Below are 20,226 nucleotides of genomic sequence, written 5' to 3'. Positions count from 1 at the left end.
CGTTGGCATGATCGCGATCATGGCCCTCTCGCTATCCGATGCGAGCCGGCAGATGCGGCAGGATCGTTCCACCAAGACCCAGCATGTCCTCGAAACGGCCTTCGGCACGATTGAGTATTTTGCTGCCGAAGAGAAGGCCGGGCGGCTCTCGCGCGACGCGGCGCAACTGGCGGCGAAAGCGGCGATAAAATCGATGCGTTACGGCGGCACCGAGTATTTCTGGATCAACGATCTGGATGCACGCGTCATCATGCATCCGATCAGGGCCGACCTTGACGGCACCGATGGCGCCCGCGTCCTCACCGACGGGTTCTCGCCTTTTACCGCAGCGGCCGACATCGGCCGCAAGAACGGGAGCGGCTCTTTCGGCTACCTCTGGCCCAAGCCGGGCGAAGCCAAACCGGTCGAGAAGGTTTCCTACGTGAAGGCATTCACGCCATGGGGCTGGGTAATAGGCACCGGCATTTACCTCGACGACGTGCGGGCGGAGCTGTGGAGCAACGCGCTCCGGCTGGCCGGCGAAATTCTCCTGGTGGCCGCGCTGGTCGTTGGGGCGGCGCTCCTGGTCGCCCGCGGCGTGACCCGGCCGGTCGGAGCGCTGACGTCGGCCATGACCGCGCTGGCCGGGGGCGAAAACGAAACGCTTGTTCCTGCGCTCGATCGCCGCGACGAACTCGGCACGATGGCAGAGGCGGTGCAGGTGTTCAAGGACAACGCGATCGAGAAGCATCGCCTGGAGCAATCGCAGGCCGTCAGCCGTGCCGCTTCGCAGATCCGGCAGGAGGAGATCGACCAGTTGATCGGCTTCTTTGGTCGCAGCATGAGCGGATCGTTCGAATCGCTGTCCGGTGCATCCGCCGACATGTCGCGGACCTCGACGTCGCTCGAAAGCGCGGCGCAGACCACCGGCGCCCAGGCGACGCAGGTCCTGGGCGAGGTCGAACAGACGTCGCTCGCGATCCAGACGGTGGCCTCGGCTTCACAGCAGCTCTCGGCTTCGATCGACGAAATCGGCCGTCAGGCCAGCGAATCCGCCCGCGGCTCCAGCGTCGCGATGCAGCAGGCCGAGGATGTCGTCGGCAAGGTAGATGAACTGCGCAAGGCGGCGGAGCAGATCGGCAATGTGGTGAAGCTGATCAACAGCATCGCCAGCCAGACCAATCTGCTGGCGCTAAACGCCACGATCGAGGCCGCGCGGGCCGGCGAGGCCGGTCGCGGCTTCGCCGTCGTCGCCGGCGAGGTCAAGGCGCTGGCGGAGCAGACCGCCAAGGCGACCAGCGACATTGCCAGCCAGGTGGCCTCGATCCAGGCCGCCACCAACGGAGCGGCCGACGCGATCCAGGGCATCTCCGGGACGGTCCGCAGCGTCAACGAAACCGCCGTTGCGATCGCCACCGCGGTCGAGCAGCAGAGCGCGGCGACCCAGGAGATCGCCCGCAGCATCGAATATGTGACAACCAATGCAGCCAGCGTGACCCGCAGCATGGGACAGGTGCGCAGCGCGGTCGACGACACCAGCGGCAACGCCGCCGAGGTGAAGCGGACATCGTCAAGCCTGTCCGCGGACACCGCGACGCTGAGCGCGGAGGTGAAGGATTTTCTGACCTCGCTCCGCGATCTCGGCGAGGAGCGAAAGTTGAGTGTGCTCGATGTCAATCTTTCGGCTACGGCGGTGGCTAACGGGAAAAGCGTCGCCGGTCGGGTGCTGAAGGTATCGCCGGGCATGGCGCTGTTCGATGGACCGCTGCAAGTCGCTGCGGGAAGCCTGCTGGAGTTGCACATCGACTTGCTGGATCGTCCGCTGCAAGGTCGCTTCGTTGACCGCGTCGCCGGCGGTTGCCAGATCCAATTGCTGCTAAACCACGGGCATCTGACATTCATGGAAGGCGCCATGGCTCGCCTCGCGGCGGCGGCATGATTGCGACATCGCCGCAATCGAAGTCGCCTCTGCCCGAAGCCACGGCGCCTGCCGAACTCGACAGGCGCACGGCGCTCGATCGTTATCAGATCCTCGATACGCCGCAGGAGCCGGCATTCGATCGCATCGTTCGGCTGGCGGCGCTCCTGCTCGATGTCCCCATCGCGTTGATCTCGTTGATCGACGCGGAGCGGCAATGGTTCAAGTCCCGATACGGACTGGGCGCGCCCGAAACGCCTCGCGCGCTCGCGTTCTGCGACTACGCCATTCGCGGCCGCGATATCATGGTTGTGCCCGACGCCGAGCAGGACCCGCGGTTTTGCAGCAATCCGCTGGTCACAGGCGATCCGCATATTCGGTTCTACGCCGGCGCGCCCCTGATGACGCCCGACGGTTTTGCTCTCGGCACGATCTGCGCGATCGACCGAGCGCCAAGGCAGTTGAATTCACGCGACGCGGCCATTCTGTCGGCGCTCGCCGAACAGGTGATCCACGAGCTGGAAGTCCGCTCGGCGCTGGGCGAACTGTACAAGGAAGTGGCCGAAGGACGCCGCGCCGCCCGTACGCTGCAGGGCGAAGGCGCGCGGCTGGAGGCACTGCTCAACGCCACCGGCAATGCGGTGATTACGACCGATACCGATGGGCAGGTCGCAAGCCTGAACCGCGCCGCCGAAGCGATGTTCGGGCTCGAGCCCGGCGAGTGCGTGGGCCGGGAAATAAGCGGCCTGATTTCGAACCACCTGGATATCGGCCGCGAGGCTCTGACCCGCTTGAGCGAGGGGAACGGGCGGCGCAAGGATGGTACCGAGTTCCCGATCGAAATCTCGCGCGCCGACTGGATCGATGCACAAGGCCACAAGGCATCCGGCGCGATTCTCCGGGACCTCACGGAGCGCCGCCGCGCCGAGGCAGAAGCGTACCGCCGGCAGGCAGCCGACCAAGCCCACGACAAGCTCGCCGCGCTCGGCCGCGTGGCCGGCGGCGTGGCGCATGAGCTGAACAATCTGCTGCAGCCTGTAATCGGACTCAGTCAGCTGGAACTGGATTCACTGCCGGGTGAGGGATCGACCGAGCAGACGGAGACCCGGGAGAGCCTTGCGACGATCCTTGAATGTGGCATCCAGATGCGCAGCGTCGTTCGCAAGATCCTGATGTTCTCCCGCAAGACCAAACCGGAACGGACGCAACTCCATTTCACCGCGGCCCTGGATCGCGCATGCAAGTTCGCCGGTAAACTGCTTCCTCCGGGAATTCACGTTAACAAGGTCGTCAGCAACGAGTTGACGGGTTTCGCAACCATCAACGAAGCCGAACTGGTCGAACTCCTCACCAATCTCGCGGTGAACGCTGCGTATGCCATGGACGGGAATGGCACGTTATCTGTCATGGTCGATCGTCTCGACCTCGCCGAAAGCGCGGCGTCGCCGTTGGGAATTCCGAGCGGGGCATACTTCAAGGTCGGAATCTCCGATACAGGACATGGCATGGATGCGGTCACAAAGGCGCAGATTCTTGAACCGTTTTTCACCACCAAGCCGATAGGCGAAGGCACCGGCCTTGGCCTGTCGATGGTCTATGGGGTGCTGCGTGACTGGAATGGCGCCATTGAAGTCGAAAGCACCATTGATGTCGGCAGCACCTTCACCCTCTACATCCCCGTTACCCCCGCTACATAAGAGGAAATACTATGGCGAAAATTCTCTTGATTGACGACATGAAGGGCGTGCGCCGCACCGTCTCTGCCGTGTTGAAGCGCGCAGGGCACATTGTCACCGAGGCCGATGATGGCGACGCCGGCCTGCACCTCCTCAAGTGCGAGCGATTCGACCTGGTGATCACCGATATGCTGATGCCGAAGCTGGATGGCATAGAGGTGCTGCTGTTCCTGGAACAACAGCCGGACCGGCCGAGGGTGCTGGCGATCTCTGGAGGCGGCAGCCAGGTTTCCGCTGATGAAGCGTTTATGCTGGCGCGCAGCAAGGCGGACGCGACACTGGCAAAGCCGTTTGATAATTCCGAACTGCTTGCCGCAGTCGACAAGCTGCTCAAGGTCGCAGCCTAAACGAGGCCTCTCGGCTGATGACGGCCGCTCAGGCCTTCGCCACCGCGTGCGAAAACACCACTTCGATCAGCGTGCCCGAATGCGGGCCAGTCTTGATGTGGAATTGCGCGCGGTTGGCTTCGACCAGCGCCTTGGTCAGCGACAGGCTGACGCCGGAGCCGTCGGAGGACTGATCCGACGGCGCATGGGTTCGGAACGGCTCCATGGCGGCGGCGACCTCGTTGTCGTTGAGGCCGTGTCCGGTATCGCGGACCCGCAACACCACCTCGCCGAAATCCGACAGCGCCGTGGAGACGATGACCTGGCCGCCGGCATTGGCGAGATGGATCGAGTTGCCGATCAGGTTCAGCGCGATCTGGCGCAGCGCGCGGGCGTCGGCGATCACGGGCGGCAGCGCATGCGCCAGCGAGGTCCGGATGATGATGCGTTCGCGGTTGGCCTGCGGCTGCATCACCGCGACGCAACTCTCCACCAGTTCGTTGAGGTTCTGGTTGGCGAAGGCGAGGTCGAGCTTGCCGGTCTCGATCCGCGAGAGATCGAGCAGGTCGTTGATGATGGCGATGACGCGCTCGCCGGAGGCGCGGATGTCTTTCATGTATTCGACGTAACGTTCGTTGCCGAGGGAACCGAAGCGTTCGCCGATCATGACTTCGGCAAAGCCGATGATGGCGTTGAGCGGGGTGCGGACCTCGTGGCTGATCCGCGCCAGCATGTCGGCCTTGGCGTTGGCTGCGCGCTCGGCTACCCGCCGCGCCTGCTGCAACTCGCTCTCGTTCTTGCGGGCCTGCGAAAGATCGCGAAACACCGCGAAGAAATTCGGGCCGTCGGGCCGGGTCCGCCCCATGGTCATCGACAGCGGGATGATGCCGCCGCCGCGCACACGCGCCAGGGCGTCGCGGCCGTGGTCGAGCAGGCTGGCGAGATCGGCGCCCTTGATGCTCTCCAGATAATCCTGCACCAGGCGCTGGCTTTCCGGCGCAAACAGCTCGGCGAGGTTGCGCTGCACGAGATCGGCGCCGTCATAGCCGAACAGCGCCTCGGCGCTGCGGTTGCACGAATTGATGTTGCCCTCGCCGTCGAACATCACGATGCCCTCGGCGGTGGTGTCGAGAATGGCGCCGAGTTCCTCCGCATTGGCGTGGCCGACGGCCGAGGGCTCGCTTGCGGGGACCGCCTGCGCGATGGCCGCGGCGATCGCGGCGCCTTCGGCCGCAGCGCCGGAGCAGACCAAGGCCAGCGCCGGATCCTCGTCCCACGCGATGGTGTAGAGCCGCGCCTCGGTCGGCGGCGACGAGGCCCGTTCCGGCGAATCCAGGCCCGCGGAAATCGTCACCGGCGTACCGGTGTCGGATGTGCTGGAGACGGTGGAGACGCCGGGTTCGACATAGAGCGCGTCGAGGCCGCCGGCCTCTTCGAGGGCGTGAAGGCTGTCATAGCCGATCCGCGTCAGGAACGCGGGGTTGGCATAGAGCAGCCGGTCGAGCCGGTAGATCAATACGCCGACCGGCACGAGGTCGAGCAGCATCCTGTCGCGCCGGGTCTCGCCGCGCGCCGGCGGTTCGGGCTGCGTCAGCCATTCCGGCGCTTCGACAACCGCGTCGGCCGCGGGTTCGGGCGCAGCCGACGGTTCGACGGTGTCATCGGTGGCGTCGGATGCATCGGACGTTGCCGCCGCACTGGTCTCGCCCTCGAGCCGCGCCGACAATTGCCGGGCGATCTCGTCGAAGGCACTGTTTTCCACCGGAGTCAGGACAGGCGATTTCGGCTCGCTGATCGGGCGAAACGGCAGGACGTTCTTGAGCGCTTCGTTGCTGGTTTCCACGGTCGTTTCCAAATCGGTCTGGTGTGAAGTCGGGGCGGCAATCGACGCTGGCAATTCAGGCATACTGGACGACGCAATGGCGGGCGGGGCGGCTAACTCCGCGGCGGGCGAGTCGCTAGCGGGACCGGCCTGGACGATATCGGCGGATAGCGCCTGCGCCGGCGGCTCCGCCGCAGCGCTGACGAATTCGCTGCGACGCTGCGCGGCGAGCCGGGTCAGTCCGTCGAGATCGCGGCAAACCCCAAAGCCCCGATAGCCTGCAAGCTTTCCGGTGTGATCGTAGACCGGCAGTCCCGTCAGTTCGACCGGCAACCGGCCCCCGCCATCGACCGGCCAATCCAGCGCGATGCCGCTCCAGGTGCTGCCGGTGGCGACCGCTTTGGCGACGCGACCGTCGGGATCGAGTCCCAATGCTTCGGCGAAGTCGTTCCACCGCTGTCCGAGGCCGGCTGCGGTGCGGGCGCCGATCAGGCGGGTAAATTCATCGGATTCGATCGAGAAGCGGCCTTCGGCATCCATCTGCCACATGAAGCGCAGCGGATGTCGCGCGGTGGCTGGCCCGTCGAGCCATGACGGCGCGCCGGCGGGGTCGGGGACGATTTTCGGTGACATGGAAGCCTCCATCGCCGGCGCCGCTTGATCCGAGGGTGGCGGTTCGACGGCGACGGCTTTGAATTGAGGTTCGACCTGAGCTTCGACCGGAGCTTCGACTTGATCTTCGATTTGGCTTTCGACTTGGCTTTCGACTTGGTTCTCGATTTGGGCTTCGGCATGGGGCATGTCGAGCTGCAACACCGACTGCAGGTCGATATCGTCTTCGGGGGGCTCCCCGAACATTTGCGCGGCGGCCGGCTCCTCGGCAGGTTCGGTGAATTCGTCGATCAGCGCGAACTCGGCCGGGGCTTCGCCCGATAGCGCCGGCCGTTCGTAGTCAGGGACCGGCAGGTCGGCCGGCGGCGCCACCTGCTGCACGGGCTCGGGCGGCGCGGCTGCAACCGTCTTCGCTGCCGGCGATATCGCGGCAGCCTCCGGGGCAGGCGCCGGCGCCATCAGCGCCACCAGCCCGACATCCGCGCCGGTGCCGACGCGCTGCAGCACCATGCGGCCGATGCCGACCGGCGTCTCGACGCGGCCCTCGCTCAGCGCGTGGCTGCGCGCCTCGTCGAGGCCGGCCTCGGAGAGATTGCGGAAGCCGAGCAGCGGCCGCGCAGCGTCGCTGGCGCCGACGAACATGCCGTCGCGCGCGAACGCCGCGATCGGCGAGTCGATGCCTTCGACCAGGCGCTGCAGCCGTTCGATCAGCGGCATCGCGCGGCCAGCCGATTCGGCGGCCGCGATCAGGATGCCGTGGTTGCCGTCGGCGAATTCGAGCCGCGCGCAGCCGCAGGTCATCAGGGAGCCGGGCGGCGCGCCGAAACCGCGCAGCCGCTCCAGCCGGACTGCGCCGGTGATCGGCAACCGTCCGGCGAGTTGCGCCACCTGGCGCCGGTGCTGGTCCGCAGGACCGAAAATCCTGCCGGCAAGCAAGGCGCCGTTGGCGGCGCCGAACAGCCTTGCCCCCACCGGATTGGCCCACCAAATCCGGGTGCCGTCGACCGACCACAGCCAGACCGGCAGCGCGCTGGTCGCGTGCACCGCCAGCCTGGGATCGCCGACGCCTCGCAACTGGAATTCCGCATTGTTCATCGTGGTGACATGGCTGACTGGTTGGGCGTTGGCCAAGACGAGGCGCAGACATCGGCGGCCAAAGAATGACAGCCTTAACGAACCCTTAGTATCGCCCGCCGGCAAGGTCAGGTCCACGGTTTGCATCTGCGGGGCCGCGCAAAGCCGAGATAACCTTAACCCGGATGAACCTTCCGCCAGGTGCTGGTGTTGGACTGTTGCAAACGGCGTCCAGATGTCCACGATGGGAACAGGCGATGCCACGTGATCCCGGCGAGGTCATTTGCCGTTTATCCTGACGTGGTGAACGGGGAACCGGGGCGGCAGCTCCGATACCGGAACAGGAGTGGGACCATGAGCGAACAAGGGCGAGATCCTTTCGAGATTCCAAAGGAAATGCGATCGATGGCCGAGGCCAGCTTCGATCAGGCCCGCCAGGCCTTCGAGAAGTTTCTGAGCGGCGCGCATGCGACCGCCGGAACGCTCGAGGAGAAGCGGGAGGCGGTTGCCGCCGGCGCCAAGGACATCGGCGCCAAGGCAATGTCCTATGCCGAAAAGAACGTCCAGGCCTCGCTGGACTATGCGCAATCCCTGCTGCACGCCAAGGACCTGACCGAAATCATGCGGCTGCACACCGAATATGTGCAGGCGCAGATGCGGTCGCTGGCGGAGCAGGCCAGCGAGATGGGCCAGATCGTCAGCAAGGCGGCGATGGATGCCGCCAAGTCGAAAAGCTAGCAAATATCCGTCTGAAGGTCGATTTTGGCGGGTTCCTCAGCCGGACGGGCGTTCGGCTGGGATCTGCCATGCGGCGTTGCGGCGAAATTCGCGTTGCATTGCACAAAAATGCCATGTTAAGCATGTATCTGTTGGTTGCCCGACAATGGGCATTCCCGTTCTGCGTGATCAGTTCGACGTTTCTCCGGTGGGCGCCGGAGACGTGCGAGGGGTCACTTTTTTTCACCCAACGCGAAGGATGCAATCCATGTCCAATACCGATCCTTTCTCTGCTTCCGTGATCCCGTTCGAGGTCCCCGAGCAAATGCGTGCGTTCGCCGAAAAGGGCGTCTCGCAGGCCCGTGACAGCTACGCCAAGTTCAAGGATGCCGCCGAGACCCATAACGGCACCGTCGAAGCCGTGTTCACGACCGCCAGCAAGGGCGTCAGCGAATACTCCGCCAAGCTGATGGAAATCATGAAGGCCAACACCACCGCGAACCTCGACTTCGCCCAGGAACTGCTCGGCGTGAAATCGCCGACCGAGGCGATGGAGCTCTGGACCTCGCACGCCAGGAAGCAGTTCGAAACCTTCACCGCCCAGACCAAGGAACTGGCCGAACTGAGCCAGAAGGTTGCGGCGGAAACCGCCGAGCCGATCAAGACCAGCGCGTCGAAGCTGTTCAAGCCGGCCGCCTGACAGGCCGGTTTCGCACTCCAAAAAAAGCCCGGGCTGACAGCCCGGGCTTTATGTTTTGCTCGCCGCCTTTTGCCCGGCAAGGCCGGCAAAGCATGAATTTTTATCGCTTGCGGACCGACCATTACGGGCCTCCAGCGGCCTTGCCAAAGGGCGGCGTTGCACCTAGTTTCCGCCCCGTTCGGCGACCCCGTTTTGAGGGCTCGCCAAGGATGCAGTTGTAGCTCAGTTGGTTAGAGCGCCTGTCTGTGGAACAGGAGGTCGGTGGTTCGAGCCCACCCAACTGTACCAACAGAAGAGGCCGCGAGCTCGGGGGATTGCCCCTCTGCTTGCCAATCCCCCGCGGTTCACCCACAATTCGCTCATCAGATTCTTCGGGAGGATTCATGATCGCGCTTCGGTCCGGCAGGTTTCAGTTTGGTTTGATGCTCGCGACCGCGTTGTCGGTGTCGCTGTGGCCCGCGGCGAGCGAGGCTTACAGCCCCGAGCAGGAGCAGGCCTGCACCCCCGATGCGATGCGGCTGTGCAGCGCCTACATCCCCGATGTCGACCGCATCACGGTCTGCATGGTCCAGAACAAATCCCAGCTCAGTCCGGGCTGCCGGGTGCATTTCCGGTCCGAGCCGTCGAGGGTTGCCCCGGTCAGGGCGGGAATGCCGCTCGGCATTACGCCGGCGCAGACCCGAAAGCCGGTCAGCGCCAGGACGAAGACGGCCAAAAAGCCGGCGAAGCCGAAGAGCCCCTGACGCGCGCAGATAGTATCGGTTCTCGAGAACCTGAGGTTGAAGAGTAGCCTGCATACCGGTGCCGCGTCGGTCGTCCGCCTGCTTGCCGATTGTTCCTCCGGCCCGGCCTGAAAAGACTGGACCTTGCGGCACCGCCGATCATGCACATCTCCAGATCGGGGTGAGGAGAGACGCAGTGAGTGAACATTCCAGGCGGGAGCTCGATCGGCATTTTGCCTGGTTTCAGGACAAACTTCCGCCGGGCCCGGCCAGATTCATCGGCTGGCTGCGCAAGCCCTCCTCGATCCTGGTGCGGATTCCGCTGGCGATCCTGCTGATGGTCGGAGGCGTTTTCAGCTTCTTGCCGGTCCTGGGACTCTGGATGCTGCCGCTCGGACTTGTTTTGTTCGCGCAGGATGTACCCTTCCTGCAAACACCGATGGCTAGGGCGCTCGGATGGATCGAACACAAGTGGGAAGCGCGGCAACGAGCAAAAGCGGAGCGTGAGCGCGTAAAAAATGCGCAGTGATTCGCTTACAGCGCGTAGTGATTCATTTTCTCGCCCCTGCTGCGGCGCATGGTGTGACTCAAAAGCCTACTTCGCAGATTAATCAGTGGCTTCCGTCGGTTTGGCGGTAAATTTTTCTTTCACGAATCAGCGTGCTGATTCATTTTCGTCATCTGGGGTCAATCTGGAGGCGAAGGTATGAACGTTATTGTTTTCGCATCGCGAAAAGGCGGCTCGGGAAAAAGTACCCTTGCCGCCCATCTCGCTGCGCATGTCCACAAGGTGACGAAGCCGTGTCTGCTCGTCGATGCCGATCCGCAGGGATCGTTGACGCTCTGGCACAAGCTGCGCGGCACCAACGAACCGTCGATCAAGACTGCCGTCAATTCCGTCAGCGGGATCGTGGCCGCCGCCAAGCGCGACGGCTTCGAATGGGTATTCATCGATACGCCGCCGAACCTGTCGGCCGTGGTCGACGATGCCATCAAGAACGCCACCATGGTGATCATTCCGGCGCGGCCGGGCGTGTTCGACGTCAACGCCGTGCAGGAAACCATTCAAACCTGCCGCGCCGCGCGCAAGCCCTATGCGGTCGTGATCAATGGCGCACCGGCACGCCGGGACGAGGCGGAGAGCCCGATCGTCACCATCGCGCGCGAAGCGCTGGCCAAATTCCGCGCGCCGGTGTGGGGCGGGCAGATCACCAACCGCGCCGACCTGCTGATGGCGCTCAGCCATGGCGAAGGCGCGCGTGAATACGATGCCGAGGGTCGCGCGGCGGCGGAAATCAGCCGGCTATGGGCTGCGATCGAACGGTCGGTGAAGGCTATTCGCGGCAATGGATCCGCGACCGGCGCGATGCACAAGCAGCAGGCGGCATAATTCCGCCTCGCTGCGAGTTTTGCCGCCCTGCAAGTCCGACAAAGAACGCGCGGTTTCCGCGCGTTTTTCCGTTGGGTGCTGTTACCCTCCCCCTTCGGGGCGGGTGAAGATTCTCACGCCACCATCAGCATGTAGAAAATGATCACCGGTGACAGGCTCAGGATCACCGACCAGACGCCGAGCGCCCAGAGAATGTCCTGGACGGAAAAGCCCTGAGGTTCAGGGAAAGTATTGTTCTCTGTGTTCATGACGCCCCCGCGTTTTTTGCTTTTGTGGGGGATATTGCTACCGCTCGAACTTTAAAAAGCCCGCCGCGATTTCGCTCGCATTTGACCACAGGTGCTACCGCCGATTAACGACGATGAGCATGCCGGGGGCCGCTGCTTCAGCCCATCAGCAGGCGGAACGCCAGCACCGGCGACAGGCCGAGGATGGCGGCCCACAGGCCGAACGACGACACCAGCCAGAGGTCCTGCATTCGCCGGGCCCGCGCGCAAACCGGATATTTGGGATTCGTGATGGATTGAGTGGTCATTGGTTTCCCCCGTTTTTCGTTATCGGGATTCAATAGCCCCTGAACTCTAAGGACGGCGCCTCGCAATCCCTGGCATTTGAACGGCCGATTTCACCGGACGTTAACCAGCCGATTTCGCGAGCGGGAAACGCGCAAGCCTATGCCGCGCAGCTTGACCCCGCCGTTCGTCGCGCGATCTCCGCATCCAGCCGCGCCGCCAACTCCGGGCTGACTTCCAGCATCGGCAGGCGGACATCGGCGCGCGCAATCAGCCCGGTGCGCGCCAGCCAGTACTTCGCCGGCGCCGGGCTCGGCTCGGCGAACAACAGGCTGGTGAGTTCGGAAAGGCTTTCCCAGCGCGCCAGCGCGGCATCGCGGTTGCCTTCCCGCAGCTGCGTGAGCACCGCCGCGAAGCCGGCGGTGTCGATGTGGGCCGACAGCAGGATGGCGCCATCGGCGCCGTCGGAGAGCGCCTCGTAATAGTGCGCGTCCTCGCCGGTCAGAACCCGAAAGCCCTTCGGCCGCTGCCTGAGCAGATCGATCGAGCGCGCGCGGTCGGCGCCGCAATCCTTCAGGCCGACGATGTTGCGATGCTCGGCGAGCCGCAGCAGGGTCTCGTTGTCGAGATTGACCGCAGTCCGGTAGGGAATGTTGTAGAGCACGATCGGCCACGCCGCATGGTCCGCCAGCGCGGTGAAGTGCTGCAGCAGGCCGCGCTGCGACGGCCGCGTGTAATAGGGGCTGGCGATCAGGTAGCCGTCGATCGGCCAGTCGGCCGTCTCATCCAGCGCATCCTGTATCTTCGACGTGCCGGCGCCCGACAGCCCGAGGCAGACCGGCAGCGGCCGTCCGCTGTCGGCGATGCCGTCGCGGACCACGGCCACGACCCGCTCCAGATCCGCCATGCCGAGCGTCATGCCTTCGCCCGAGGTGGCCGCGAGGATCAATCCGTCGACCGGTCCGGCCGCATAGTGTCCGGCCAGCCGGCGCAGCGATGCCTGGTCAAGCTCGCCATCGCGGAACGGCGTGACGAGGGGCAGCCACAGGCCCTGCAATTGTGATCGAAGGTCAGTCATGGTCCATCTCCCTGGGGTGAGCCGGAGACGGGACAACAAAAAACCCCGTCCAGACGGCGGGGTTTTGAGGATCGTGTGAGCGTGAAGTCTATCGCGCGCGTCGATCTCCAGTCCCCGGAAGGGGGCCTTTTTTCGACAGCGACTGCATGCACGAAATCGTGATCATCAGCGGATGATGATCGGCAGCGGCGAAACTGTCAACGCCGAGAACTGCGGGTGTGCGCGCACGTCGCAGCAAGCCTGTCGAAAAAAAAGCCGGGCTCGAACGAGCCCGGCTTAAGGTATTGGCCACGTGAGGCCGACACAATCACCTTCCAAGAGGGATTACTGAACGCTCGCGCCACTGGAGGAGGGGGACAAATGCGCAACACGAAAGCTCAGCGTGAAGACATTATGATCCGCGTTGGCGCCTCGCAGCAACCGTCCAAGTCGCATGTCAGTCATGCGGAGACCGGGGGTTCGCAAGAACCCCGCAGACTATGACGGCCAGCGCTGCGCCTTGCTGACCACGAAGTCGCGGAACACCTGCACCCGCGCCACCGACTTCAACTCTTCCGGATACACAAAATAAGTATCGAGCTGGATCGAATCCGACTCGCCGAACAGCTGCACCAGGCGGTTGTTCTCCTCGACCAGATAGTCCGGCAACGCCGCGATGCCGAGGCCCTGCTGGCAGGCGCGCACCAGGCCGAGGATGTTGTTGACCTTGAAATACACCTCGCGCGGACCGGAACCGTTGCGGCCGGCCTCGACCAGCCAGTTGCGGTTCTGCAGGTGCGGCGCCACCAGGCCGTCGGCGAGCGTGATGATGCGATGCGCATCGAGCTCGTCGAGCGTGCGTGGCGTGCCGAAGTGCTTGATGTATTCCGGCGAGCAGTAGGCGTGGAAACCCATCGCGAACAGCTTGCGCTGGATCAGGTCCGGCTGCGTCGGCTTGCGGGTGCGGATCGCGACGTCGGCCTCGCGCATCGACAGATCGAGTTCCTCGTCGGTCACGATCAGCTGGATCCGGATCTCCGGATAAAGTGCGGTGAATTCGCCGAGCCGCGGAATCAGCCAGTTGATGCCGACGCCGGGAGTGGTCGTGATCTTGAGATCGCCGCTCGGGCGCTCGCGGCTGTCGGTGAGCTTGGCGCGCGCCGCCTGCAGCTGCATGAACACGTCATGGGCGGTGCGAAACAGCAGATCGCCCTGCTCGGTGAGGATCAGGCCGCGCGCATGGCGATGGAACAGCGACACCGAGAGCTCCTGCTCCAGCGCGCTGACCTGCCGTGACACCGCCGATTGCGACAGCCCGAGCTGCTCGCCGGCATGCGTGAAGCTGCCCGCTTCCGCCGCCGCGTGAAACACCTTCAGCTTGTCCCAATCCATATCGGTAAATCCGTCGCGGGTTCGAGATCTTGGCATGGTTATTCCGCCGCCGCGCGGTCGCTGGCGCGCGCTGCGAGAAAGCGTTCGGCCTCGAGTGCGGCCATGCAGCCGAGGCCGGCGGCGGTGACCGCCTGCCGCCAGGTTTCGTCGGCGACGTCGCCGGCGGCGAACAGGCCGGGCACCGAGGTCGCGGTCGAGTTCGGCGCCACCTCGACATACCCCGAAGGCTTCAGCTTGATCTGGCCGAGCACCAGTTCGGTCGCCGGCGCATGTCCGATCGCAATGAAGACGCCGTCGGCCGCAAGCTCGGTGAGCGCGCCGTTCTTGACGTTCCGGAGCCGGACATGGGTGACCTTGCCCGGGTTCTCGGTGCCGCAGATCTCGTCGATGGCGCTGTCCCACACCACCTTGATTTTGGGGTGCTTGAACAGGCGATCCTGCAGGATGCGCTCGGCGCGGAAATGATCGCGACGGTGCACGACCGTCACTTGCGATGCGAAGTTGGTGAGGAACAGCGCCTCCTCGACCGCGGTGTTGCCGCCGCCGACCACGATGACTTCCTTGCCGCGGTAGAAAAATCCGTCGCAGGTCGCACAGGCCGAAACGCCAAAACCCTTGAATTTCTCTTCCGACGGGATGCCGAGCCAGCGCGCCTGCGCGCCGGTGGCGAGGATGACGGTCTCGGCGAGATAGACGTCGCCGCTGTCGCAGGTCAGCCGGAACGGCCGTTCGCCCGTTTCGAGCTTGGTGACGAGATCGGTGACCATTTTGGTGCCGACATGGGCCGCCTGCTTTTCCATCTGCTCCATCAGCCACGGCCCCTGGATCACATCGGCAAAACCCGGATAGTTCTCCACGTCGGTGGTGATGGTGAGCTGGCCGCCGGGCTGCATGCCCTGGATCAGTACCGGTTCGAGCATGGCGCGCGCGGCGTAGATCGCCGCAGTGTAGCCGGCCGGACCGGACCCGATGATGACGACCTTGGCATGGATGGGGGCAGGCATAGGAAGGGTCCACTCTTAAGGGAATTTGGCCAGCGATCGAGCCGAATGTGCCTGGAAAGACGTCGCGCCGACGCTGAAGGTGTCAAATCCAAGATAGGGCATCTGGCAAGCTATGCAAGAATTGCAATCCATATCCGCGAAATTTCCCCATAAGGTGAAGATTGACGCACCGCACGCGCAATAAAATTGCGCAAGGCATGCAAGCTGGGCTAAGAGTGTTGCCTTGCTATCCCCGCCCGCCGCTCAGCCAGGACCCGGACCCGCGTGTCGAAGAATCTTGACGAGATCGACCTCAAAATCCTCGCCGAAATCCAGGCCGACGGCCGAATCACCAATGTCGAACTGGCCAAGCGCGTCGGCATTTCGCCGCCGCCCTGCCTGCGCCGGGTCCGCACGCTCGAGGAAGGCGGCTATATCCAGGGTTATCGCGGCCTGCTGGATCCGCGCCGGCTCGGTTTCGACGTCACGGTGTTCGCGTCGGTGCACCTGTCCAGCCAGACCGATGCAGACCTGCGCGCCTTCGAGGAGTTCGTGCGCGCCGAGCCGCTGGTGCGGGAATGCTGGATGCTGTCGGGCGAGGTCGATTTCATCCTGAAATGCGTCGCGCCCGACATGTCGACGTTTCAGGATTTCGTCACCCACCTGACCGCGGCGCCGCATGTCCGCAATGTCCGGACCTCGCTGGTGCTGCACAATTCGAAATACGAGGCGGCGGTGCCGCTGGAATTGAAGACGCCGGGCTGACGCTACGAGTCGTTCCAGGGCGTGCGAAGCAAGAACCCGGAACCCCGAGATTCCGGGGTCGCGTCTTCGACGCGTCCCGGAATGACCTGTATCGTTACGCGACGCGCCTCAGCGTTTGCCGCGCATCATTGCGTCCACGCTCCACGGCCCGCCGCCGGCGCAGGCGAGATAGAGGCAGGCGAAGCAGAACAGGATGGATGCGTTGCCCCCGTTCAACAGCGGGATGAACGCCGGGGTTGCGCCCTTGAACATGTGTCCGATGAAGTAGGCGAATGCCATCTGGCCCGACAGGATGAACGCCACCGGCCGCGTGAACAGCCCCGCGATCAGCAGGGCGCCGCCGATCATTTCGATCAGGCCGGCGACGGTGATCAGCGGTGAAAGGCTGGCGAAATAGGGCAGCACCGGAAATTTCAGGATTTTGGCGACGCCGTACTGAAATAACAGCAATCCCGTCGCGATGCGGAAGATGCTGAGAACCATCGGTTCATAGCCGGCAAGCGTCCTGTTGAACTTGTCCATGGTCATCCCCCTCAAGCCTTTTTCATCGAAGCATCGACGCTCCACGGTCCCGCGCCTGCCGTCGACAGATAGAGGCAGGTGAAGCAGTACAGCGCCGCCAGCGTGCCGCCGTTGATCAGCGGATGAAAACCCTTGGGGAAGTGGCCGATGAAATAGGCGAACGCCATCAGGCCGGCGAGGACAAAGGCTACCGGCCGCGTCCACAGCCCGATGATCAGCAGCGCGCCGCCGATCAGTTCGAGGAAGCCGGCCGCGCCGATCAGCGACAGCGGCTTGACGGTGGCGTACATCGGGACCACCGGAAAGCCGATGATTTTCCCCATGCCATGCTGGATGATCAGCAAGCCTGTGATGATGCGCAGCAGGCTCAACGCGCGCGGCGCCCATGCCGCGAGTGCTTCAGTCATGAATTTATCCCCCTAAAGTCCCAAGCGCCCAATTGGTATCGTGTCGCGGCTGCGAGGGAAAGCATGATGCCGCGGGAATCCCGCGCGTATCGCAATTGCTCACGGGGAATTGTGTCACCGGCCTGGCAATGAAAAAGGCCGGGATAATCCCGGCCTGTTTCATGCTGCCGTCAAATACCAATTGGCGCTTGCGCGATCAGCGCCACTCGACCTTGGTGATCTCGTAGGCCTTGGCGCCGCCGGGGGCGACGACTTCCACCGACGCGCCCTTCTTCTTGCCGATCAGCGCGCGCGCCAGCGGCGAGGTGATGGAGATGCGGCCCTTCTTGGCGTCGGCCTCCGGCTCCCCGACGATCTGCCACACCGCCTTCTTGTCGGTGTCCTCGTCGACCAGCGTGACGGTCGCGCCGAACTTGATGGTGTCGCCGGACAGTTTCGAGATGTCGATGATATCGGCGCGCGCGAGCTTGTCCTCGAGCTCGGCGATGCGGCCCTCATTGTGCGACTGCTCTTCCTTCGCGGCGTGATACTCGGCGTTCTCCGAAAGGTCGCCATGCGAGCGCGCCTCCGCGATGTGCTCGATGATCCGCGGACGGTCCACCGACTGGCGCTGCTTCAATTCGACTTCGAGGGCGGCGTAGCCGCCCGCGGTCATCGGAACCTTTTCCATCATAGCTCTTCGTCCTTCAACTTCGCGCGGGCCACTCCGCGGCCCGCACAAACGCCGAAACAGAACACGCTCATGACTGGCGAGTTCCAGTCATGCCGGATTCATTACCGATCCGTTGCCGGGCGCGGGCGCCCGGTCAAAGGATCAGGTTTCGGAAAAGTAACTCTGCAGCGTGCGGACCTCAAGGTCCCCGCCCAGATAGGCGCGGATACCCTGCGCGGCTGCCACGGCACCCGAAAGAGTGGTGTAATATGGCACTTTATGCAAGAGGGCAGCGCGCCGCAACGACCGGCTGTCGGCCAGCGCCTGCGGCCCTTCGGTGGTATTGAAGACCAGCTGGATGTCGCCGTTCATGATGGCGTCGACGATATGCGGCCGTCCTTCCAGCACCTTGTTCACCTTTTCGGTCGGTACCCCGCTGTCGGTGAGAAAACGCTGGGTGCCCGAGGTCGCCATCACCTTGAAGCCGAGCGAATACAGCAGCCGCACCGCCTCCAGGATCCTGATCTTGTCGATTTCTCGGACCGAGACGAACACCGTGCCCTTGCGCGGCACCCGGGTTCCGCCGCCGAGCTGGCTCTTGGCGAACGCCACCTCGAACGAGCGGTCGATCCCCATCACCTCGCCGGTCGATCGCATCTCCGGACCGAGCACGGTATCGACGCCGGGGAAGCGTGCGAACGGGAATACCGATTCCTTGACGCCGACATGGTCGAGCCTGCGCTTCTTCAGATTGAAATCCGCGAGCTTCTCGCCGGCCATGATTCGCGCCGCGATCTTCGCCACCGGCATGCCCATCACCTTGGCGACGAACGGCACGGTGCGGGAAGCCCGCGGATTGACCTCGAGCACGTAGATGTCGCCGTCCTTGATGGCGTATTGCACGTTCATCAGCCCGACCACGTCGAGGCCGAGCGCGAGTTCGCGGGTCTGCCGCTCCAGCTCCGCGATCATCGCCGCGTCGAGCGAATGCGGCGGCAGCGAGCAGGCGGAGTCGCCGGAGTGGATGCCGGCTTCCTCGATATGCTCCATGATGCCGACGATGAAGGTGTCCTTGCCGTCGCACAGGCAGTCGACGTCGATCTCGATGGCGTCGGACAGATAGCGGTCGAACAACAGCGGATTGGTGCCGAGCACGGTGTTGATCTGGCCGGTCTTGTCGTTGGGATAGCGCGCCTTGACGTCGCCGGGCACCAGCTCCGGCAGGGTGCCGAGCAGATAGTCGCTGAGCTGGTTCTCCTCCCGAATGATCTGCATGGCGCGGCCGCCGAGCACATAGGACGGGCGCACCACCAGCGGCAGGCCGAGATCGGCCGCCACCAGCCGCGCCTGCTCGACCGAATAGGCGATGCCGTTCTTCGGCTGCTTCAGCCGGAGCTTGTCGAGCACGCGCTTGAAGCGGTCACGGTCCTCGGCGAGGTCGATGGCGTCGGGCGAGGTGCCGAGGATCGGCACATCGGCGGCCTCCAGCGCGCGCGCCAGCTTCAGCGGGGTCTGGCCGCCGAACTGCACGATCACACCGTGCAGCGTGCCGTTGCTGCGTTCGGTGGCGATGATCTCCAGCACATCCTCGGCGGTCAGCGGTTCGAAATACAGCCGGTCCGCGGTGTCGTAGTCGGTCGACACCGTTTCCGGGTTGCAGTTGATCATGATGGTCTCATAGCCGGCGTCGTGCAGCGCGAAGCAGGCGTGGCAGCAGCAGTAATCGAATTCGATACCCTGGCCGATCCGGTTCGGTCCGCCGCCGAGGATGATGACCTTCTTCGCGTCGGTCGGCGCGCTCTCGTCGGCCATCGCGCCGGCGAACGGCGCCTCGTAGGTCGAATACATATAGGCGGTGGGCGACGCAAACTCGGCGGCGCAGGTATCGATGCGCTTGAACACCGGGCGAACCCCGAGTGCCTGGCGCTGCGCTGTCACCGCGGCCTCGGTGGCCCCTGTTAGCACCGCGAGCCGCGCGTCCGAAAAGCCCATCGCCTTCAGGCTCCGCATGCCGAACGCATGCGCGGGCAGGCCGCTCCGCTTGATCTTGCTTTCCATCTCGACGATGCCGCGCATCTCCGCGAGGAACCACGGATCGATCTTGCACGAGGTGAAAATCTCCTCGTTGCTCCAGCCGAGCCGCATCGCCTGCGCCACCTGCAGCAGGCGGTCCGGCGTCGGCGTGCCCAGCGCGGCGCGGATCGCATTCTTGTCGTCGCTGCGGCCGAGACCCTCGATCTCGATTTCGTCAAGTCCGGTCAATCCGGTCTCGAGGCCGCGCAGCGCCTTCTGCAGGCTCTCCTGGAAGGTGCGGCCGATCGCCATCACTTCGCCGACCGACTTCATCGAGGTCGTCAGCGTGGTGGAGGCGCCGGGAAACTTCTCGAAGGCGAAGCGCGGAATCTTGACGACGACGTAATCGATCGTCGGCTCGAACGAGGCCGGCGTCGCACCGCCGGTGATGTCGTTGGCGATCTCGTCCAGGGTGTAGCCGACCGCGAGCTTGGCGGCGACTTTGGCGATCGGAAAGCCGGTGGCCTTCGAGGCGAGTGCCGAGGAGCGCGACACCCGCGGATTCATCTCGATCACCACCATGCGGCCGTCAACCGGGTTGATCGAGAACTGCACGTTGGAACCACCGGTGTCCACACCGATCTCGCGCAGCACGGCCAGACTCGCATTGCGCAGGATCTGGTATTCCTTGTCGGTCAGGGTCTGGGCCGGCGCCACGGTGATCGAGTCGCCGGTGTGCACACCCATGGGGTCCAGGTTTTCAATCGAGCAGACGATGATGCAGTTGTCGGCCTTGTCGCGGACGACTTCCATCTCGTACTCTTTCCAGCCGAGCAGCGATTCTTCAATCAAGAGCTCGTTGGTCGGCGAGGCTTCCAGGCCGCGCTAGCAGATCTCTTCAAACTCTTCCGGGTTGTAGGCGATGCC

The 20,226-nt window shown here is 64.2% G+C and carries 18 protein-coding genes, 1 tRNA gene and 1 pseudogene; 10 read left to right on the top strand and 10 right to left on the bottom strand.

Annotation, left to right across the window (positions count from 1 at the left end; all coding sequences use genetic code 11):
- The 3 genes from Q8R73_RS10075 to Q8R73_RS10065 all read left to right on the top strand — a co-directional run.
- Nucleotides 1-1,918 (top strand): methyl-accepting chemotaxis protein (locus Q8R73_RS10075; protein ID WP_305719396.1); only part of this gene is annotated, 1,918 nt, incomplete at its 5' end.
- On the top strand, nt 1,915-3,594 hold the full coding sequence (locus Q8R73_RS10070; RefSeq protein WP_305719395.1) for a GAF domain-containing protein: 1,680 nt from the start codon (nt 1,915-1,917) through the stop codon (nt 3,592-3,594). The genes Q8R73_RS10075 and Q8R73_RS10070, both read left to right, overlap by 4 nt.
- 11 nt (nt 3,595-3,605) lie before the next feature.
- Nucleotides 3,606-3,980 (top strand): response regulator, encoded by a 375-nt coding sequence (locus Q8R73_RS10065; RefSeq protein ID WP_305719394.1) that lies wholly within the window; start codon nt 3,606-3,608, stop codon nt 3,978-3,980.
- 28 nt (nt 3,981-4,008) lie between these two features.
- Here Q8R73_RS10065 and Q8R73_RS10060 read toward each other — a convergent pair whose 3' ends face one another.
- A complete protein-coding gene (locus tag Q8R73_RS10060) occupies nt 4,009-7,488 on the bottom strand; it encodes a PAS domain-containing protein (RefSeq protein ID WP_305719398.1) in 3,480 nt (1,159 codons plus the stop codon).
- A 333-nt stretch (nt 7,489-7,821) separates the two neighbouring features.
- On the opposite strand from Q8R73_RS10060, the gene Q8R73_RS10055 reads away from it, so the two are divergent.
- The 6 genes from Q8R73_RS10055 (at nt 7,822) to Q8R73_RS10030 (ending at nt 10,996) form a co-directional block, all read left to right on the top strand.
- The gene (locus tag Q8R73_RS10055) at nt 7,822-8,205 is read left to right on the top strand and encodes a phasin family protein (protein ID WP_305719393.1); all 384 of its coding nucleotides are present in this window, start codon (nt 7,822-7,824) and stop codon (nt 8,203-8,205) included.
- Nucleotides 8,206-8,452: 247 nt separating this feature from the next.
- Nucleotides 8,453-8,884 carry a phasin gene (locus Q8R73_RS10050; RefSeq protein WP_305719392.1) on the top strand — a complete coding sequence of 144 codons (432 nt, stop codon included), beginning with the start codon at nt 8,453-8,455 and terminating at the stop codon, nt 8,882-8,884.
- 211 nt (nt 8,885-9,095) lie between these two features.
- A tRNA-His gene (locus tag Q8R73_RS10045) sits at nt 9,096-9,172 on the top strand.
- A 95-nt stretch (nt 9,173-9,267) separates the two neighbouring features.
- Entirely contained in the window at nt 9,268-9,627 is a 360-nt protein-coding gene (locus tag Q8R73_RS10040; protein WP_305719391.1) for a hypothetical protein, read from the top strand.
- A 175-nt stretch (nt 9,628-9,802) separates the two neighbouring features.
- Nucleotides 9,803-10,135 (top strand): hypothetical protein, encoded by a 333-nt coding sequence (locus tag Q8R73_RS10035; RefSeq protein WP_305719390.1) that lies wholly within the window; start codon nt 9,803-9,805, stop codon nt 10,133-10,135.
- A 177-nt stretch (nt 10,136-10,312) separates the two neighbouring features.
- Complete coding sequence (locus Q8R73_RS10030) at nt 10,313-10,996, top strand: ParA family protein (protein WP_305719389.1); 684 nt, start codon at nt 10,313-10,315, stop codon at nt 10,994-10,996.
- A gap of 113 nt (nt 10,997-11,109) precedes the next feature.
- On the opposite strand, the gene Q8R73_RS10025 is transcribed toward Q8R73_RS10030, so the two are convergent.
- The 5 genes from Q8R73_RS10025 to trxB form a co-directional block, all read right to left on the bottom strand.
- A complete protein-coding gene (locus tag Q8R73_RS10025; protein ID WP_305719388.1) occupies nt 11,110-11,244 on the bottom strand; it encodes a hypothetical protein in 135 nt (44 codons plus the stop codon).
- 137 nt (nt 11,245-11,381) lie between these two features.
- A complete protein-coding gene (locus Q8R73_RS10020; RefSeq protein WP_305719387.1) occupies nt 11,382-11,531 on the bottom strand; it encodes a hypothetical protein in 150 nt (49 codons plus the stop codon).
- A gap of 137 nt (nt 11,532-11,668) precedes the next feature.
- Nucleotides 11,669-12,586: a 4-hydroxy-tetrahydrodipicolinate synthase gene (dapA, locus tag Q8R73_RS10015; RefSeq protein WP_305719386.1), complete on the bottom strand. Its 918-nt coding sequence runs from the start codon at nt 12,584-12,586 to the stop codon at nt 11,669-11,671.
- Nucleotides 12,587-13,063: 477 nt separating this feature from the next.
- The gene (locus Q8R73_RS10010) at nt 13,064-13,957 is read right to left on the bottom strand and encodes a LysR family transcriptional regulator (protein ID WP_305719397.1); all 894 of its coding nucleotides are present in this window, start codon (nt 13,955-13,957) and stop codon (nt 13,064-13,066) included.
- Nucleotides 13,958-13,995: 38 nt separating this feature from the next.
- Nucleotides 13,996-14,961, bottom strand: coding sequence for a thioredoxin-disulfide reductase (gene trxB / locus Q8R73_RS10005; protein ID WP_305719385.1), 966 nt, complete (start codon nt 14,959-14,961; stop codon nt 13,996-13,998).
- A 264-nt stretch (nt 14,962-15,225) separates the two neighbouring features.
- On the opposite strand from trxB, the gene Q8R73_RS10000 reads away from it, so the two are divergent.
- A complete protein-coding gene (locus tag Q8R73_RS10000) occupies nt 15,226-15,705 on the top strand; it encodes an Lrp/AsnC family transcriptional regulator (RefSeq protein ID WP_305719384.1) in 480 nt (159 codons plus the stop codon).
- 108 nt (nt 15,706-15,813) lie between these two features.
- Here the strand turns inward: Q8R73_RS10000 and Q8R73_RS09995 are convergent, their stop codons facing one another.
- The 4 genes and pseudogenes from Q8R73_RS09995 to carB all read right to left on the bottom strand — a co-directional run.
- Entirely contained in the window at nt 15,814-16,227 is a 414-nt protein-coding gene (locus tag Q8R73_RS09995; RefSeq protein WP_371126071.1) for a DoxX family protein, read from the bottom strand.
- Between the two features lie 11 nt (nt 16,228-16,238).
- Entirely contained in the window at nt 16,239-16,634 is a 396-nt protein-coding gene (locus tag Q8R73_RS09990; RefSeq protein WP_305719382.1) for a DoxX family protein, read from the bottom strand.
- Nucleotides 16,635-16,830: 196 nt separating this feature from the next.
- Nucleotides 16,831-17,307 (bottom strand): transcription elongation factor GreA, encoded by a 477-nt coding sequence (greA, locus tag Q8R73_RS09985; protein ID WP_079538496.1) that lies wholly within the window; start codon nt 17,305-17,307, stop codon nt 16,831-16,833.
- Between the two features lie 141 nt (nt 17,308-17,448).
- Nucleotides 17,449-20,226: pseudogene (gene carB, locus Q8R73_RS09980) on the bottom strand (carbamoyl-phosphate synthase large subunit); the annotation flags it as partial.

The organism is Bradyrhizobium sp., assembly GCF_030697065.1.
GTDB lineage: Bacteria > Pseudomonadota > Alphaproteobacteria > Rhizobiales > Xanthobacteraceae > Bradyrhizobium.
Note: the sequence above shows the minus strand (reverse complement) of the source record. Positions and strands in the feature narration are given on the sequence as shown.